The organism is Celeribacter naphthalenivorans (genome assembly GCF_020524585.1).
GTDB lineage: Bacteria > Pseudomonadota > Alphaproteobacteria > Rhodobacterales > Rhodobacteraceae > Celeribacter > Celeribacter naphthalenivorans.
The window spans coordinates 293,006-309,266 of record NZ_JAIVLK010000002.1; the positions used below are offsets into that span (position 1 = coordinate 293,006).

Annotated in this window: 17 protein-coding genes; 2 read left to right on the forward strand and 15 right to left on the reverse strand. The window is 59.7% G+C overall.

Annotation, left to right across the window (positions count from 1 at the left end; all coding sequences use genetic code 11):
• Positions 1 to 10 precede the first annotated feature (10 nt).
• Together LC094_RS05010 and LC094_RS05015 are read left to right on the forward strand one after the other, a co-directional pair.
• Positions 11 to 745: a class II aldolase/adducin family protein gene (locus LC094_RS05010; RefSeq protein ID WP_264186366.1), complete on the forward strand. Its 735-nt coding sequence runs from the start codon at positions 11 to 13 to the stop codon at positions 743 to 745.
• Between the two features lie 15 nt (positions 746 to 760).
• Positions 761 to 1,768, forward strand: coding sequence for a zinc-dependent alcohol dehydrogenase family protein (locus LC094_RS05015; RefSeq protein WP_226550656.1), 1,008 nt, complete (start codon positions 761 to 763; stop codon positions 1,766 to 1,768).
• 28 nt (positions 1,769 to 1,796) lie between these two features.
• On the opposite strand, the gene LC094_RS05020 is transcribed toward LC094_RS05015, so the two are convergent.
• From LC094_RS05020 to LC094_RS05090, 15 genes are all read right to left on the reverse strand, one after another.
• Positions 1,797 to 2,762 (reverse strand): NAD(P)-dependent oxidoreductase, encoded by a 966-nt coding sequence (locus tag LC094_RS05020; protein WP_226550657.1) that lies wholly within the window; start codon positions 2,760 to 2,762, stop codon positions 1,797 to 1,799.
• A 106-nt stretch (positions 2,763 to 2,868) separates the two neighbouring features.
• Positions 2,869 to 3,594 (reverse strand): SURF1 family protein, encoded by a 726-nt coding sequence (locus LC094_RS05025; protein ID WP_226550658.1) that lies wholly within the window; start codon positions 3,592 to 3,594, stop codon positions 2,869 to 2,871.
• Between the two features lie 68 nt (positions 3,595 to 3,662).
• Positions 3,663 to 4,079: a cytochrome o ubiquinol oxidase subunit IV gene (gene cyoD / locus LC094_RS05030; protein WP_226550659.1), complete on the reverse strand. Its 417-nt coding sequence runs from the start codon at positions 4,077 to 4,079 to the stop codon at positions 3,663 to 3,665.
• Positions 4,079 to 4,684, reverse strand: coding sequence for a cytochrome o ubiquinol oxidase subunit III (cyoC, locus tag LC094_RS05035; protein WP_226550660.1), 606 nt, complete (start codon positions 4,682 to 4,684; stop codon positions 4,079 to 4,081). Before cyoC ends, cyoD begins: the two co-directional genes overlap by 1 nt.
• On the reverse strand, positions 4,681 to 6,672 hold the full coding sequence (cyoB, locus tag LC094_RS05040) for a cytochrome o ubiquinol oxidase subunit I (protein ID WP_226550661.1): 1,992 nt from the start codon (positions 6,670 to 6,672) through the stop codon (positions 4,681 to 4,683). Before cyoB ends, cyoC begins: the two co-directional genes overlap by 4 nt.
• Positions 6,665 to 7,741, reverse strand: a complete 1,077-nt coding sequence (cyoA, locus tag LC094_RS05045; protein ID WP_226550662.1) for a ubiquinol oxidase subunit II — start codon at positions 7,739 to 7,741, stop codon at positions 6,665 to 6,667. The genes cyoB and cyoA overlap by 8 nt, the downstream gene beginning before the upstream one ends.
• 740 nt (positions 7,742 to 8,481) lie before the next feature.
• Positions 8,482 to 8,883, reverse strand: a complete 402-nt coding sequence (locus LC094_RS05050; protein ID WP_226550663.1) for a hypothetical protein — start codon at positions 8,881 to 8,883, stop codon at positions 8,482 to 8,484.
• Complete coding sequence (locus LC094_RS05055; protein ID WP_226550665.1) at positions 8,883 to 9,269, reverse strand: response regulator; 387 nt, start codon at positions 9,267 to 9,269, stop codon at positions 8,883 to 8,885. The genes LC094_RS05050 and LC094_RS05055 overlap by 1 nt, the downstream gene beginning before the upstream one ends.
• A complete protein-coding gene (locus tag LC094_RS05060; protein ID WP_226550666.1) occupies positions 9,269 to 10,186 on the reverse strand; it encodes a CheR family methyltransferase in 918 nt (305 codons plus the stop codon). Before LC094_RS05060 ends, LC094_RS05055 begins: the two co-directional genes overlap by 1 nt.
• On the reverse strand, positions 10,183 to 10,650 hold the full coding sequence (locus LC094_RS05065) for a chemotaxis protein CheW (RefSeq protein ID WP_226550667.1): 468 nt from the start codon (positions 10,648 to 10,650) through the stop codon (positions 10,183 to 10,185). Before LC094_RS05065 ends, LC094_RS05060 begins: the two co-directional genes overlap by 4 nt.
• A gap of 4 nt (positions 10,651 to 10,654) precedes the next feature.
• Positions 10,655 to 13,003, reverse strand: a complete 2,349-nt coding sequence (locus LC094_RS05070) for a chemotaxis protein CheA (protein ID WP_226550668.1) — start codon at positions 13,001 to 13,003, stop codon at positions 10,655 to 10,657.
• 10 nt (positions 13,004 to 13,013) lie between these two features.
• Positions 13,014 to 13,379 (reverse strand): response regulator, encoded by a 366-nt coding sequence (locus LC094_RS05075; protein ID WP_226550669.1) that lies wholly within the window; start codon positions 13,377 to 13,379, stop codon positions 13,014 to 13,016.
• Positions 13,376 to 13,657, reverse strand: a complete 282-nt coding sequence (locus LC094_RS05080; RefSeq protein WP_226550670.1) for an STAS domain-containing protein — start codon at positions 13,655 to 13,657, stop codon at positions 13,376 to 13,378. Before LC094_RS05080 ends, LC094_RS05075 begins: the two co-directional genes overlap by 4 nt.
• 184 nt (positions 13,658 to 13,841) lie before the next feature.
• Entirely contained in the window at positions 13,842 to 14,816 is a 975-nt protein-coding gene (locus LC094_RS05085) for a glucokinase (RefSeq protein WP_226550671.1), read from the reverse strand.
• A gap of 2 nt (positions 14,817 to 14,818) precedes the next feature.
• A complete protein-coding gene (locus LC094_RS05090; protein WP_226550673.1) occupies positions 14,819 to 16,159 on the reverse strand; it encodes a GH1 family beta-glucosidase in 1,341 nt (446 codons plus the stop codon).
• Positions 16,160 to 16,261: the final 102 nt, after the last annotated feature.

The following is a 16,261-nucleotide window of genomic DNA, read 5'->3' on the forward strand; positions in this document are numbered from 1 at the left end:
GGAGAGAGACATGACCCCCAAAGAGCAAAAGACCCGCGAAGATCTCGCCGCCTGCTACCGTCTGGCGGCGCTCTACAAGTTCACCGATCTGATCTACACGCATATCACCGCCCGCGTGCCGGGCGAGGACGGGCATTTCCTGATCAACCCCTACGGCTGGCGGTGGGAGGAGATCACCGCCTCCTCGCTGGTCAAGATCGACGTCGAGGGCAACAAGGTGGACGACAGTCCTTACCGGGTGAACCCGGCGGGCTTCACCATCCATTCGGCTGTCCATATGAACCGCCACGATGCCGCCTGGATCATGCACACGCACACCCGCGCGGGCGTGGCGGTGTCGTGCATGGAGGAGGGGCTTTTGCCGCTCAACCAGATCTCGCTGCAATTCCACAACCGCATCGGCTACCACGATTTCGAAGGCATCGCGCTCGATCTCGAGGAACGCGAGCGCATCGTCGCCGATATGGGGATGCACCCGGTCCTGATGCTGCGCAATCACGGGCTGATCGCCACGGGGCGAAGCGCGGCTGAGATGTTCAACAACATGTTCTACCTCGAGCGCGCCTGCGAAATTCAGGTGGCGGCGACCTCGACCGGCCAGCCGCTGCGTTTGATCGGTGATGAGGTTGCCGGACGGGTGCATGAGCAATACATCCAGATGAATGAGGAAGACGGCGATCTGGAGCTGGAATGGCAGGCGCATCTGCGTTCCATCGAGGGGATCGGCGCCGACTACCGAAGCTAAAACGAAAGGCAGCCCATGAAACAAATCACGCTCAAAGCCCCCGGTGGGCTCGACAATCTTGTGGTTGAGGAGGCGGCGGAGCCTGCGGCACCGGGGCCGGGAGAGATCACCGTGCGGCTGCGCGCCAGCTCGCTCAATTTTCACGACTATCGGGTCTGCGCCGTAGAGGGCGCTTTGCCCGACGGGCGTATCCCGATGGCCGATGGCGCGGGCGAGGTGGAGGCCGTGGGCGAGGGCGTGAGCGCCTTTCGGCCCGGCGATGCCGTGGTGTCCTGCTTTTTCCCGGACTGGCAGGAGGGCGATGATCGGCCCTTCGATTTCTCCACCACGCCGGGCGATGGGCGCGACGGCTATGCCCGCGAGCGCGTGACCTTGCCCGCCAATTGGTTTACCCCTGCGCCCAAAGGATGGAGTGCCGCCGAGGCCGCGACGATCACCACCGCCGGGTTGACCGCTTGGCGTGCTTTGGTGGTCGATGCGGGGCTGAAAGCCGGGGATACGGTGGCGGTTCTGGGCACCGGTGGCGTGTCGATCTATGCGCTGCAACTGGCCAAGGCGATGGGCGCGCGTGTGATTGCCACCTCTTCGTCAGACGAGAAACTCGAGCGTTTGCGCGCGTTGGGCGCCGATCACGTCATCAACTACCGCACAACGCCGGAGTGGGGCATGGAGATGCGCCAACTCACCGGCGGGCGCGGGGTCGATATTGTGGTCGAGGTCGGTGGGCCTGCGACGCTCACGCAATCCATCGTGGCCGGTCGTCCCGGAGCGCATATCGCGCTGATCGGCGTGTTGACCGGACGGGCGGGCGAAGTGCCCACGGCGGCGCTGATGGCGCGGCAGCAGCGGCTTCAGGGGCTGATCGTCGGCTCGCGCCAGCATCAGCTTGATTTCGTCAAGGCGCTCGAGGTGCTGGACATGCGCCCGGTGATCGACCGGACATATCCGCTCTCAGACCTTGCGCAGGCTTTCCGCTATCAGGAAAGCGGCGCGCATTTCGGCAAGATTTGCGTCGAGATGTGAGGCTTTGATGAAGCTTTGATCCTGTGCGTCAATAGCCGCGTGCAGGATCGACGATGCTGTCACAGGTCTCGCCATCGCGCAGCGCGCGGGCACAGGCGATGACCTGACGCACCAGTTCCTCGGGCAGGGTGTGGCTGGCGAGATGCGGGGTCAGGCGCAGTTTCGGATGCGCCCAGAACGGATGATCGGCGGGCAGGGGTTCTTGCCGAAAGACATCGAGAGAGGCGGCGGACATCTGACCGCTGTCGAGCGCCGCGATCAGATCACCTTCTACCAAATGCTCGCCCCGTCCGATCTGGATCAGCCGCGCGCCGGGGGCGAGACGGGCGAAAAGATCGGCGTTGAGTGCGCCTTCGGTCGCCTTGGTCAGAGGCAGGAGATTGATCAGATAATCGGCGCCGGTTGCGGCCTCCATCACGGCCATGTCGCCGGAGAAATAGGTCACGCCCGGCAAGGGGGCGGTGGGGGCGGAGCGGCTGGCGACGCGCAAATCGAACCCCAGAGCGGTGAGGCTTTTGACCACAGCTTGCCCCATGGTGCCATGGCCCAAAAGCGCGACGGTCACGGACCCCGGCGAGCGGCCCAAGACATCCGTCCAAAGACGGGCTTTGGCATTGGCGCGGAGCTGGTCGAAGCCGCGCTCGTAATGTAGCACCTCATGGGCGGCGAACCCGGCCATTTGATAGGCCTGCTCCGTGTCGCGAATGCGGGCGACCTTCATTTCGGGGCGCAGTCCGGGATGGGCCAGAAGCCGATCGACACCTGCGCCCGCCGCGATCGCCAGCTCCAGCGCAGGATACGTGTCAAAGGCCTCGGGCGCCGGTTCCCAACAGAGGGCAAAGCGGATGAGCTCTGGGGCCTCGACCTCATCTGGCCGCAACAAAAGGACGTCACCGGCAAGGGCGGCAAAGACCGCGCCATAGGCGGATTTCAGGTCAAAGTCCTGGCTGCAATACACGCCGTAAATCTTTGAATTGTCGCGACGATCTTGCATGTGCAGCCCTCCGTTTCGGGACATGCTAACAAGGCTTTTGGTCGCGCGATAGCGGGCTGGCTGTGAGGAATTTCACAGCGTCCTTGCCGGGATGCGGGACCCCTGATCACCCGTTGCGGCGGACATGCAGGCGCAGCACGAGGATGTAGCCGATCACCATGACGGCGGCCAAGGTGAACCATGTCAAAGCGTAGCTCAGATGCGAGTTGCGGAAACTCACCACGGTTTTCCCGCCACGCGGCCAGCCGCGCGGGTCGGTCATGTCTTGGTCCACGAAATAGGGTGCGGCTTGCGTATAACCCTTGGCTTCGGTGATTGAGCCGATGTCGCGGCGATACCAATTGCCGCCTTCGGGGTCGTTGTCGCGGGAGAACAGCCAGCCTTGGTCCTCGGAGAGACGCAAAAGGCCGGTAAGGGAGGTCTCGCCGGTGATACGGGTGAAGTCGCCTGCGAGGGCGCGCTCTTGCGGGACGACGCCGCGATTGACCATCACGATGGTGCCGTCTGCGCGTTGCAACGGGGTCAGGACCCAATAGCCGGGGCCGAAATCCGAAGGTGTGTAGATCAGCACCTCGTCGTCATTGAGAAAACGGCCGGTCAAGGTGACGCGGGCGTATTCGTCTTTCTCCGCCGTGATTGTGGGCCACGCGTCGGGGCCGGGGGCCGGGACGGGATCAGCGGCCAGACGCGTGTCGACCCGTTCGATCAGGTCAAGTTTCCACGACAGGCGCTTGACCTGCCAGATGCCGAGGCTGGTGAAACCGGCCAGTCCAATGGCGGCGATCAGGGTGGCGACGATCAGTTTGGCGGAGAAGAAACGGGCAGGGGGCATATCGGGGTCCTTGATGGCAAACCGGGGCCACGTGGGCCCCGGCATTTGGTGTGCTCTGAGAGGAGAGATCAACCCTGTTGGGACTGAAGGCTCTGCATCTCTTCGATCATCTGATCCATTTCATGCTCGGGCATCATGTTCTCGTTCATGTTGTGCATGACCCACAGAGAGCCCGCCAGAACGATGACGAGGATGATCACCGCCAACATGGTCGACATGAAGGTGCTGCCCTCTTCGGACTTGGTGCTCAAGTGCAGGAAGAACTTCAAATGCACGACGATCTGAACGGCGCCCAGACCCATGATGATGCCGACCAACGTGGTGCGGTCCATCTCGACCTCGGCCATGACGAGGCCGAAGGGGATGATGGTCAGGATCGCGGCGAGCGCGAAGCCGATCATCAGTTGACCCATGGTACCGTGGTCGTGATCACCGTGATGGTCATCGTGATGGTCATCGTGGTGGGAATGCGTATCAGCAGACATCAGATCAACCTCACGAGATAGACAAAGGAAAACACGCCGATCCAGATCAGATCGAGGAAGTGCCAGAACACCGACAGCGTGCCGAGGCGACGCATGTTGGCCGTGGTCAAACCATGGGCCTTGATCTGCGTCAGAAGCGTCACGAGCCAGATGAGGCCGCCCGTCACGTGCAGACCGTGGGTGCCCACGAGCGCGAAGAAGGACGACAGGAAGGCGGAACGATCCGGGCCTGCGCCGATGTGGATCAGGTGACGGAACTCATAAAGTTCCATCGCGATGAAGCCCGCGCCCAGAAGGCCGGTGACCATCAGCCACATCATCGTTCCGTCGCGTTTGCCCTTGCCAGCCTGGAGCATGGCGAGGCCGAAGGTGATCGAGGAGAACAGCAGCAAAGCCGTCTCGATGGCGACGAACCCAGGCTCGAACAAATCCTTCGGCCCCGGCCCGCCCGCGAACCCGCCGCCCAGGACGGCATAGGTCGCGAAAAGCGCACCGAAGATGATGCAGTCGCTCATCAGGTAAATCCAGAACCCGATGGGCGTGGGGCTTGCGTGGTGCACTTCGTGTTCTGCGACGCGCACGCTTGCAGTTTGGGAGTGGCTCATACGGCGGCTCCTTTGGCTTCGGTTGCGGCGACTTCATCAACAGGGATGTAGTAGTCGCGTTTGTAGTTGAAGGTATGCGCGATCCCGATGCCGACCATGGCGGCAAAGCTCAGGATGGCGAGCCACCAGATGTACCAGACCATGGCAAAGCCAAAGATCATCGCGATTGCAGAGAGCACCACACCGGTCGCCGTGCCTTTCGGCATGTGGATCGGCTTGTAGTTCTCTGTCGGCCATTTGAAGCCTTGTTGCTTCATGGTCCAGAACGCTTCGCGGCCTTTCACTTCCAGATCGAAGGGGAAGTTGTAAGCGGCGGGCGGGGACTGAGTGGCCCATTCGAGTGTGCGCGCATCCCACGGATCGCCACCGACACGGTTTTGCTTCCGATCCCGGATCGAGACGTAGAAGTTCATGAAGGTGCAGAGAATGCCCATGAGGATCAGCACTGCGCCGATTGCGGCGACGATGAAATAGGGCTGCCACCCGGCGTCGACATAGGAGTTCATGCGGCGCGTGACGCCCATGAGACCCAGTGCGTAGAGCGGCATGAAGGCGACATAGAACCCGATGAACCAGAACCAGAAGCTGCGCTTGCCCCATTTGTCGGACATCTGGAAGCCGAAGGCTTTCGGCCACCAATAGCTCACGGCCGCATAGACCGCGAAGACCACGCCGCCGATGATCACGTTATGGAAGTGTGCGATCAGGAAGAGCGTGTTGTGGAGCTGGAAGTCGACCGGCGGCACGGCCAGAAGCACGCCCGTCATCCCACCGATGGTGAAGGTGACGAGGAAGCCAATGGTCCAGAGCATCGGAACTTCGAGACGCACGCTGCCTTTGTACATGGTGAAGAGCCAGTTGAAGATCTTCACACCTGTCGGCACGGCGATGATCATCGTGGTGATGCCGAAGAAGGTGTTCACATTGGCACCGGAGCCCATGGTGAAGAAGTGGTGCAACCACACCACGAAGGACAGCACCATGATACAGGCCGTGGCCCAAACCATCGTTTTGTAGCCAAAGATCGGCTTGCGCGAGAAGGTCGAGACGATTTCCGAGAAGACACCAAAGCAGGGGATGATCAGGATGTAGACTTCCGGGTGACCCCAGATCCAGATCAGGTTGATGTACATCATCGCATTCCCACCGAAGTCATTGGTGAAGAAGTGGAAATCTGCGTAACGGTCAAGGGTCAGAAGCGCCAGAGTTGCGGTCAGCACCGGGAAGGCGGCGACGATCAGCACGTTGGTGATCAGCGCGGTCCAGGTGAAGATCGGCATGTCCATGAGTTTCATGCCCGGTGCGCGCATCTTGAGCACCGTGGCGATCAGGTTGATCCCCGACAGCGTGGTGCCGACACCCGCGATCTGCAACGCCCAGAGGTAGTAATCCATCCCCGGTCCGGTCGAGTAACTCGATCCCGACAAGGGCGGGAAGGCCAGCCAACCCACGCGTGCGAATTCACCGATAAAGAGCGAGATGTTGACCAAAAGCGCGCCCGACACCGTCATCCAGAAGGAGAAGTTGTTGAGGAACGGGAAGGCCACATCGCGCGCGCCGATCTGCATCGGCATGACGTAGTTCATGATGCCGGTGACGAAAGGCATCGCCACAAAGAAGATCATGATCACGCCGTGGGCGGTGAACACCTGGTCATAGTGGTGCGGGGGCAACCAGCCCTCTGATCCGCCAGCGGCCATCGCCTGTTGCGCGCGCATCATCAGCGCGTCGGCAAAGCCGCGGATCATCATGACAAAGCCCAGCACCATATACATGATGCCGATTTTCTTGTGATCGACAGAGACAACCCAGTCGCGCCACAACGGGCCCCAGAGTTTGAAGTAGGTCATCAGCGCGAGGACCGCGAGACCGCCCAGGGCGACGCCCGCGAAAGTCGCGACGAGGATGGGTTCGTGGACCGGAATCCACTCGAACGTCAGACGTCCGAAGATAGGCGAGAATGTTTCCGCCGGTTGTGCGTTAGCCATTGCTTTTCTTCTCCGCGAAAACGAAATCCGGGCGACAGATTGCGTCGGGGTCATTCCAGAAGGCTTCGTGGAAGGCCTTCACTTCAACTTCGGGCAGATCGACGAGATTGCCGAATCCGTCGATGGTGCGGGCGCGGTCGTAGCTATAGGCATCCGCGTGCGGAATGCCCTCAAGGCCACCGCCGCCCATTTCGTCCTGCATCATCATGTGGCCCATGCAGACCTTGCCGTCTTCGACGCACATTTCGACGATCCGGCGGAACAGGCCCTCTTCGACGGAGGCGTAGCTGTGCACGGGCTCGTCGATGGTCGGTTTCTCAAGTTCGAGATAACTTGCGCGGTCCAGCGTGGGGCCATCGGCCTTCACGTCTGCGACCCAGGCGTTGAAATCCTCGTCGGTCATTGCCAGCGTGTCGAAGGTCATGTGAGAGAACCCCGGACCCGAGTAATGCGCCGAACGGCCCGGGAAGGTGCCGGTCTCATCCGCGATCAGATGCAGTTTCGTCTCCATGCCGGTCATGGAATAGACCATGCCGCCAAGCGCCGGGATCGACAGTGTGTTCATCACGGTCGAGGACGTCAGCGAGAAATTCACCGGACGGCCTTCAGGGATCGCCAACTCGTTGACGGAGGCCACACCGAATTCCGGATAGATAAACAGCCATTTCCAGTCGAGCGACACGGCCTGAACCTCGATCGGTTCGCCAGCTTCGAGGTGGTCGAGCGGGCGATAGGGGTCGAGACGGTGCGTGTACACATAGGTGAACCAGCCGAGCGCGACGATGATCAGGATCGGCACACCCCAGATCGCAACTTCGATCTTGTTGGAATGTTCGAAGGTCGGATCGTAATCGGAGGTATCCTCGCGGTCAGCGCGGTATTTCAGCGGGAAATAAACCGACATGACCAGCACGGGGATGATGACGATGAGCATGAGCAGGGTCGAAATGATCAACAGATTGCGCTGTTGATCGCCAACCCAACCCTGTGGCGAAAGTACATGGTACTGACACCCGGACAGCGCAATAGCGCCGGCGAGGGCCAGCAGGAGGGTCCTGAGTCTAAGCAATGTGCGTGCCTTTGTTATTGTCCGGCAGTCCGGCGACTCTTGCGTTGGTCGCCAGCACGCCGACCATGAGTTTGTGCCGCCGGGGCTACGCTTCTTGGCGCCGAGTCTCAAGCGCGACGGATTGACGCACTGCAGCATTGGCCAAGGTTTTTGGTGAATTTTCACAGGGAGTTGATGACAGAGACTACAGGCCTGTGCGCTGACGCAGCTGGCGCTTACGAAATCTTGTCACATGCATAATTTGGAATGAGATTGCGAGAATGTAAAGACCAAATATTCCCAGAGCCTGCCGGGGGCGGGCGGCGTCGTGACGTGGCTATGAGCCCCTCATGGAGGGGCAGGCGTCCGGACCGCGCGGATATCGTCTGTTCGACCATTCTATCGGCATGGGCGAAGTGGGTGTGTTGCCGGGGGTGATCTTGTCTCACCAATAGATGTGCCTGAGCAGTCGTTGCGGCTGAGCCTTGGATATGGGGGCAATACACAGGGTCAAGCAGGTCGGCGTTTTAGATGAGACGGTCGTTTTAGTCAGGTGGGGCACCGAAAACGGTCTTCTGCACACAGCCTCATGATCGGATCAAAGAAGACCCTGCACGTGAAACGTCTCACGCGATCACTGCGAATGACGCGGCTGAGCGGGATCACCGGCACAAAATTGCCGTTCAGGGACGCAGCTCCGGAGCCATATTCTGAAACGCTCGCGCGAGAGAAATATAGCCTGAGGCAGACCATGTGGGTTCCTAAAACCACGCAATTTCCCCGGAGTCGTCTTCGGAGAGCGCAAAGGGCGCGTCGATATTGTCAAACAGCTTATGCGCCAGATGTCTGAGGCGAATGACCTCGCTTAAAGGGTCGATCTGCACCGTGGCGGATTCGGCTTGGGCTGCCAAATGCCCCATGACGCGTTGCAGATCGTCGATGGTTTGATGCAAGCGGTCAATCGCTTGCAAGCTGCGCTGAACCGCCGGGGACAGCGATTTTGCTTCGGCAAGGGTCGGGCCCAAGGCGATCTGAACCTCTGCCGCAAGGATGACAAGCGCGACCATTTCATCTTGGATGCGCTTGTTCAAAGTCCCAAGCGGGATGGCCGCGGGCGCATTTGTGCCGCTCTCTTGCGGGGCGTGTTCAGCATAGGCTTTCATCAGAGTTTGCCCACGATTGCTTCGATCGCCCCGCGCAGCCCTGCCGGATCGAATGGTTTTTTCAGAAAGTTGTTCATCCCGAGGCGCTTGCCCATGTCGATGATTTCCCGGTCGGCCCGCCCAGTGATCAAGAGAAAGCCGACACCGCGCGTCGGGCCGTTGGAGCGCAGGGCATGCAAAAGCTGCAGGCCATCCATGCCCGGCATGTTGTAATCCGAAATCACGAGATGCACGGGATAGGCGGCCAGTTTCTGAAGTGCGGACGGCCCATCTGCTGCGCTGGCAACATTTCTGATGCCATATGAATCCAAAGCGTTCGTAATAAGTCCACGGCTCGTAGACATATCATCAACGACCATGACACGGAGTTGATCTCTAAGTGCCATCAGACAGGTCCTTTACTTTCATGCGCACCGATTGGTGCGGGTGATGAGATGGTTTGTTTTGTTTTGTAGGTCGTGACGCCTGCGCTTTCGAAAAGCTGCGTCACGCTTTCGTTGAGACGTTCCGAATGTCCGAGCATCAGCCAGCCCCCAGGTTCCAGGATGTTGGCATAGCGTTTGTACAATCGAATTTGAGTTTCCTCGTCGAAGTAGATCACGACATTTCGGCAGAAAATGGCATCAAACTTTCCCTTCATTGGCCAATCGGCATGAAGGTTGAGCTGACGGAAGGACACCATGTTTCTGACGTTGGGAGTCACCGTCAGAGTGTCTTCGCCATCCTGATGGCTTTTCGTGAAAAAACTCGCAATCGTCTGGTCGGTGAGCCCCGTCGTCAATGATCCGAAGTATTGGCCGCTTTTGGCACGGGCCAGCACTTCTGGGTCAATGTCCGTCGCGAGGATTTTCAGATCTTTCTGTGCCAAATCTGGCGCAGCTTTCAAAAGCGTCATCGCGATGGAGTAAGGTTCCTGACCGTTCGAGCAGCCGGCTGACCAGATTCTGACTTTTCCACCATTCGCCAGCTTTTGTTTCAGATGGGGAAGGATGGTGCCTGCCAGGTACTCGAAGTGATGATTTTCCCGAAAGAAATGCGAGACATTCGTTGTGAGCGCAGAAATGAAATTGTTCATTTCCGTGCGGTCTCCCGAGGCTTCCAGAAAATCAAGATAATCGTCAAAACTGGACATTTTGAGCGCGCGCAGGCGTCGTGTCAGACGAGACTTGACCATGGAAACCTTTGACGCAGCCAGAACGATCCCGGCTTCACGCGCGGCTATTGCGGCAATGCGTGAAAAGGCACGATCAGAGATTGCGCTGGCCATTTTGGGGTGGCCGTTGATGGGAGACAGTTCGCTCAAGCGACCTCCTCGCCCTGCGGGGGCATGACGGCTTCGAGGTCCAGGATACGGATCATACGGCCTTCGACGATGGTCAGGGCGGAGACGAAGGTCCTTGCCTCGTCGGCTGCAAGATCCGGTGGGGGCTGCATCTCCTCAGAGGGGATGGCCAGGATGTCGGACACGGCATCTACCATCAGGCCAGCGGTGCGCTCCCCGAGATCGACCACGATGATGACGTTGCGCTCTGTGTCTTCGCCGGTTTGAAGGCCAAGGCGTGCCGCAAGGTCGATAATCGGAAGCACCGTGCCGCGCAGGTTGATCACGCCTTTGACGAAAAAGGGCGCATGCGGCAGGGACGTGGCTTTCGCAGAGCCGCGAATTTCTCGAACGGACATGATGTCCACGGAGTAATCCTGACCGCCAACGCGGAAGGACAAGAGTTCGATCGAAGTGGAATCGGTCTGTTTTTCGGTGTCAGTCATGATCTTATCCTACGAGTGCTTGTTGTGGCTGGCGGATACGGGTCCGCCCCGAAGCCTGACCCACCAAATCGGTCGGATCGAGAATGAGAGCGATTTGTCCATCGCCCAGAATGGTGGCCGCTGCGATGCCGGGGACGCGACCGTAGCTGCCTTCGAGGCCTTTAATGACGACCTGACGCTGATCTTCGATCGCATCGACGGCGAGGGCGGCGCGGTTGCCATCTTCCTGACCGATCAGGAGCACGATGCCTCCGACATAGCTGTCTTGCGGCTGGCGATAGCCAAGCTCGGCGCCAAGATCGAGCAGAGGGACGAAACCGCCACGGATTTGAACGACATGTGTCTCCGGCCCGAGGGCTTTCAGATCATTATCGGTCAATGTGAGGGTCTCGAGAATGGCATTGAGCGGAACAACGAGGGTTTCATCCGCGACACGAACCACCATCCCGTCCAGAACCGCGAGGGTCAGGGGCAGGGAGATCGAGAATGTGGTGCCTTTGCCTTCCTGAGACGTGATGCTGATCCGTCCGCCAAGAGCCTGGATCGAACTTTTGACAACATCCATACCGACGCCACGACCAGACAGGTTGGAAATCTCGGCAGCCGTTGAAAAGCCGGGCAGGAACAGAAGGTTGTCGATGTCACTGTCGCTCAGTTGCGCATCGGCGGGGATCAATTCCTTTTCAATGGCCTTTTGCTTGACGCGCTCTCGATTGATGCCTGCGCCATCATCACTGACTTCGATGACGATACGACCAGAGCGGTGCTGGGCGGTCAGCGTGACATGGCCCTCACGGCTCTTGCCGCTTTCAAGACGTTTTTCCGGGCTCTCCAGACCATGATCGACGGCGTTTCGGATCATGTGGGTGAGCGGATCGGCGAGCCGTTCAATCACGGTTTTGTCGACTTCGGTGTTTTCGCCATCCGTATAAAGGCGCACTTCCTTGCCGACGGAAGCCGAGGATTCCCGAACAATGCGGCCCATGCGCTGGAACAGAGATTTGATCGGCTGTGCGCGGATCATCATCACGGATTCCTGGATGTCGCGGGTCAGTTGCAGGAATTCTTCGAGCCCCGTGGATACGGGCGAGTTGGGCGGTAGGCCTGCTTCGGTCACGGATTGGCTCAACATGGCCTGATTGATGACCAGCTCGCCGACGAGGTTCACGAGACGGTCGATGCGTTCGAGATCGACGCGAACGGTGGCCCGAGGTTGTGTCGGTGTGCCTGTGGCTTTGACCGGAGCGGAAGACCCGCTCTTTTCGTCTTTGGGAGCTTCGTCCAGCGTGTCGTCATCAGAGTTCACTGGAGAGGCTACTGGGAGCTTTGCAACGGGTGCTGGAGGAGTGGGTGCGGGTGCGGAGACCACTTCGATCGCCGCTGCGGGCTTTTGAGGGGGGGCAATCGGCGCAGCTTCTGGGGCTGCGGTTTCGACAGCTTTCTCGACGGCGGGAGTCGGTGCGAGAGCAGGGGCGATCATGGCGGCGGCGCCGGTGATAGGTTTGATTTCCAGTACACAGAGGCCATCGACGAATTCGAAGACTTCGCGCACGGATTGTTCCGACTCTTCGGTGTGAACCGTCACATCCCAGGACAGATGGCCGGTGTCCGGATCGAGCTGATCGAGGTTTGGCAGGTCGCCACAATGGCAGGTGACGGAAATGTCGCCAAGATCGCGCAGGGCGCGGAACAGATAGAGCGGTTCATTGCCCGACGCATAAAGCGCATTTTCTGGCTTGAAATGGACCGTGAAGCCTTTGGTCGTGGTTTCCGCCAAGGGCTCTGCCGTAAGAGCAGGCAAGTCGGCGGGCAGGTCCAGAGACGGCAGACCCTCCACGGAAGGGGCCGCGTCAGGCAGGGCACTCAGGTCGGGGAGATCCGGCAGGTCCGGCAAGCCGCCGCCATCGCCAAAATCCAGCGACAAAGTTGCAGGGGTGAAGTCGAGATCTTCCTCCTCTTCCTCTTCGATGCCCACAAGTTTGTCGAGTTTTTCGAGGACGGGTCCGGTGATGCCATCGTCGACCTGATCGTCATCACGCGCGGCACGGACGAGATCGCCCAGAATGTCGGCACAGGCGAAGAACAGGCGAATGGCCTCGCCATCGGGATGGAACCGACCGGCGCGAACCTCGTCCATGGCGGTTTCGAACCGATGCGCAAAACGGACCAGATCATCCAGCCCAAAGGCGCCGGCGCCACCTTTGATCGAGTGCACGGCGCGGAACACGATGTTGATCGTTTCCGGGTCTGTGTCGCCATCATCCATGAGTTGGAGGCCATCCTGGAGGCTTTCCAGGAGTTCCTCGCATTCAATGAAGAAGGAGGCGCGGATTTCTGCCATCGGGTCGGACATAGTGAACCTCTTAACCAGCCACCATTTGCAGGGCTTTTACGAGTTTTGCCGGGTCGAACGGCTTGACGATCCAGCCGGTGGCACCGGCGGCGCGGGCCTTGGCCTTGAGCTCATCGGCGCTTTCGGTGGTCAGCACGAGAATGGGGATACGGCTCCATTTCGACTCGGCACGCACAGCATCAATGAAGCCGAAACCATCCATGCGGGGCATGTTGATGTCGGTGATGATGACGTCGGGTTCGATGTCTTCGAGGACTTCAAGGCCATGCACGCCGTCCTCGGCGAGATGGGCGGTGAAGCCGGCAGAAGAAAGAGCAAGATTGAGCATATCGCGCATGGTGCGGCTGTCATCGACAGCGAGAACTTCCAGGCTCATGTCCAAGCCTCCGTTTGGGTCAGGGTTTCAGGAGAAAAGCCAAAGAGGCTCAGAATATCGACGCAGCCATCGGAGGCATTCGTCAGGCGGGTGTGTTTGCCCTGTGCGGTCCGTTGTTTGACGGTCGCAAGGATCACTTGCAGCGGGAGCGTGCCAAGGTGGCGCACGTTTCCTGCATCAATCACCAGCTCGTCATCGGTGATGGTCTTCAGTTCTTCCATGAGGGGCATCACGGACTGATAATCGAGCCGGTCGTGGAGCTGCACATGCGTTGTCATGACAGCACTCCGAAATTTCGGCAGGGGTGAGGCATCTCAATATTTCCTTACATCTGCGGTCTCTCGAACCTTTAGTAAGGGGCAGGGAGTTAAAACGAGGTTACGTCGATCAAATTTTATTCGAGACAAAAGAAAACGCCCCCGCCGGGGTGGCGGAGGCGCATTTGTTTCGTTTTAGAATGCCTTACGGGTAGATGTGATGCATGTGAGAGGCACAACCGGTCAGCGCCGCATAGTCGTCCTCGATCACGGAAACCGAAAAATTCTTCATGAAGCCCGCAAAACGGCCCTTGTCACGGAAGGCTTCGTCAAAGCCGAAACGGTCGAGATAAGGCGCGATATGGCGCGCCACGCCGCCGACCAGATAAACGCCGCCGAAGGGCAGTTGCACCAGCGAGAGGTTGCCCACGACGGTGCCGAGGATCTTGACGAAGAGCTGAGCCGCCGCCGTGGCGCGGGGATCGTCATCCGCCTCGACGCAGGCCATGATCTCGGCGGCGGATTTTTCATGCGCGTCGCCCGCTTCGGTGCCCAGAAACAGGTAAACGCGCTCAAGGCCACGGCCAGAGAGCACATCCTCGACCGCCGGAAAACCATGCGCGGTTTCGACGAACTGACAGAGCGCCAGCTCGTGTTCATTGCGGATCGGCAGGTTGGCGTGGCCGCATTCGGAGGGCGCCACAAGACGGCCCGCGCCGGTCTCGAACACAGGTGCTGCGTTGAACCCGGTGCCGATGCCGACCACGAGACGCACGGCCTGAGGCGAGGCTTCAGGGCCGGTGATGATCGGGCGGATATTGTCGGAGCTGACAAGGCCCAAAGCATGGCCTTGCGCCTGAAGATCGTTGAGGATCGCCACATGTTCGGCCTGACAGGCGCGGCGCAGCGTGTCCTTGTCGATGGTCCAGTCGAGATTGGTCATCGTGCCGACGCCGTCGCGCACAGGCCCCGCCACGGCGACACAGGCGCCTTTGCAATCCACATCGCCTTCTTCCGCGATATATTGCCGGAGCACGGTTTCGAGACCCGGGAATTTGCGGTTGGAATAGCGCCGGATCGTCTCGGGCAGGAGCGTCACCCCATCGGCCAGAGCCACGCGCGTGTTGGTCCCGCCGATGTCGGCCAGAAGGGTGAGGGTGTCGGCGGGATGTTTGGGCATTTTCAGCTCCGTGCGATCATGTCTTTCAACATGTGATACGAGGCTTTGGGGGTGCGCTGCAATGTTTCAAAATCTACATGCACCATGCCGAAGCGGCGCTCGTAGCCGAAAGCCCATTCATAGTTGTCCAAAAGCGACCAGTAGAAAAAGCCTTTGAGGTTCACGCCCTCGGCAATCGCCTGATGCATCGCGGCCAGATGGTCCTTGATATAGGTACAGCGCTCGGGGTCGTGTACCACGCCGTTTTTCACGTGATCGTCCCAAGCCATGCCGTTTTCCGTCACCACGATCGGCAGATCGCCGACATAGCGGTCCTTGAGCTTGACCAAAAGCGCGCGCAGGCCTTCGGGGCAGATCTCCCAGCCCATCTGCGTGGTGGCCAAGTGACCCTGCGCGGGTTTTGTGTGGGGCCAAGGAGAGGTGGCGTCATGGGCGACGAGTTGGCGGAAATAGTAGTTCACGCCGAGCCAGTCGATGGGCTGGGAAATCGCGGCCATATCGTCCTGCCAGCCGTTCGGCAGATGCGGCTCAAGGCCCGCGAGCGCCTCCTCAGGATAGTGCCCTTTCGCGATGGCCTCGATGAACCAGCGGTTGTTGGTGGCGTCCTGCGTGGCGGCGGCTTGAATGTCTTTCGGATCGTCGCTGGCGGGTTGGGTGTGTTCGAAATTGATCACGATGCCAAGGTTTTTGCGGCCTCGGTCGCGCAGGCGGGTCATGGCTTCGCCATGGGCTTTGAGCACATGATGCATGGATCGGGCAGCGGCGCGGATGTCGCGGCGGCCTGGGGCGTGATGACCCAGAAAATGCGAGAGGTAAGACACGCACCACGGTTCGTTGATGGTCGCCACAGAGGCCATGCGGTCACCGATCTTATCGTCGATCACCTCGACGAAATCGCCGAACCAGAGATGCACGTCGGGGTTGGTCCAACCGCCCAGATCGGCCAGAGCCGCGGGCATTTCCCAATGGTAGAGCGTCAGATGTGGCTCGAGGCCGCGTTCCAAAATGGCGTCGGTGAGCCGGTCGTAATAATCAAGGCCTTCGCGGTTCACGGCACCTCGGCCTTCGGGGATCACCCGCGCCCAGCTGGTGGAAAAGCGATAAGCGTCGAAACCGCCGTCTTTCAACAGGTCCATGTCTTCGCCGTAGCGGTGGTATTGATCACAGGCCAAGGCGCCGTCCTCTGCGCGCAACACATTTCCGGGCGTGGCGGCGAAGGTGTCCCAATGCGTGCGCCCCGCGCCGCCGAATTTATGGCCTTCGACCTGATAGGCGGCGGTGGCGGCGCCAAAAAGAAAGCCGTTCGGAAAATCTTTGCGGGTCAGGGAAGAGCGGGATGTCATGGGACCTCCTTGTGCTGTAGGCGGTGGATTCTACTGGCGTAGATAGCGCTAACTTTTGCGCATGGAGCGCGCCGGGGAACGCGCGCGGTTGACTCTTACATA

Excerpts from the sequence above, each read along its gene's own strand:
- LC094_RS05010 (WP_264186366.1), top strand. The coding sequence starts at position 11 with ATGACCCCCAAAGAGCAAAAGACCCGCGAAGATCTCGCCGCCTGCTAC.
- LC094_RS05015 (WP_226550656.1), top strand. The coding sequence starts at position 761 with ATGAAACAAATCACGCTCAAAGCCCCCGGTGGGCTCGACAATCTTGTG.
- LC094_RS05020 (WP_226550657.1), bottom strand. The coding sequence starts at position 2,762 with ATGCAAGATCGTCGCGACAATTCAAAGATTTACGGCGTGTATTGCAGC.
- LC094_RS05025 (WP_226550658.1), bottom strand. The coding sequence starts at position 3,594 with ATGCCCCCTGCCCGTTTCTTCTCCGCCAAACTGATCGTCGCCACCCTG.
- cyoD (WP_226550659.1), bottom strand. The coding sequence starts at position 4,079 with ATGTCTGCTGATACGCATTCCCACCACGATGACCATCACGATGACCAT.
- cyoC (WP_226550660.1), bottom strand. The coding sequence starts at position 4,684 with ATGAGCCACTCCCAAACTGCAAGCGTGCGCGTCGCAGAACACGAAGTG.
- cyoB (WP_226550661.1), bottom strand. The coding sequence starts at position 6,672 with ATGGCTAACGCACAACCGGCGGAAACATTCTCGCCTATCTTCGGACGT.
- LC094_RS05050 (WP_226550663.1), bottom strand. The coding sequence starts at position 8,883 with ATGAAAGCCTATGCTGAACACGCCCCGCAAGAGAGCGGCACAAATGCG.
- LC094_RS05055 (WP_226550665.1), bottom strand. The coding sequence starts at position 9,269 with ATGGCACTTAGAGATCAACTCCGTGTCATGGTCGTTGATGATATGTCT.
- LC094_RS05065 (WP_226550667.1), bottom strand. The coding sequence starts at position 10,650 with ATGACTGACACCGAAAAACAGACCGATTCCACTTCGATCGAACTCTTG.
- LC094_RS05070 (WP_226550668.1), bottom strand. The coding sequence starts at position 13,003 with ATGTCCGACCCGATGGCAGAAATCCGCGCCTCCTTCTTCATTGAATGC.
- LC094_RS05075 (WP_226550669.1), bottom strand. The coding sequence starts at position 13,379 with ATGAGCCTGGAAGTTCTCGCTGTCGATGACAGCCGCACCATGCGCGAT.
- LC094_RS05080 (WP_226550670.1), bottom strand. The coding sequence starts at position 13,657 with ATGACAACGCATGTGCAGCTCCACGACCGGCTCGATTATCAGTCCGTG.
- LC094_RS05085 (WP_226550671.1), bottom strand. The coding sequence starts at position 14,816 with ATGCCCAAACATCCCGCCGACACCCTCACCCTTCTGGCCGACATCGGC.
- LC094_RS05090 (WP_226550673.1), bottom strand. The coding sequence starts at position 16,159 with ATGACATCCCGCTCTTCCCTGACCCGCAAAGATTTTCCGAACGGCTTT.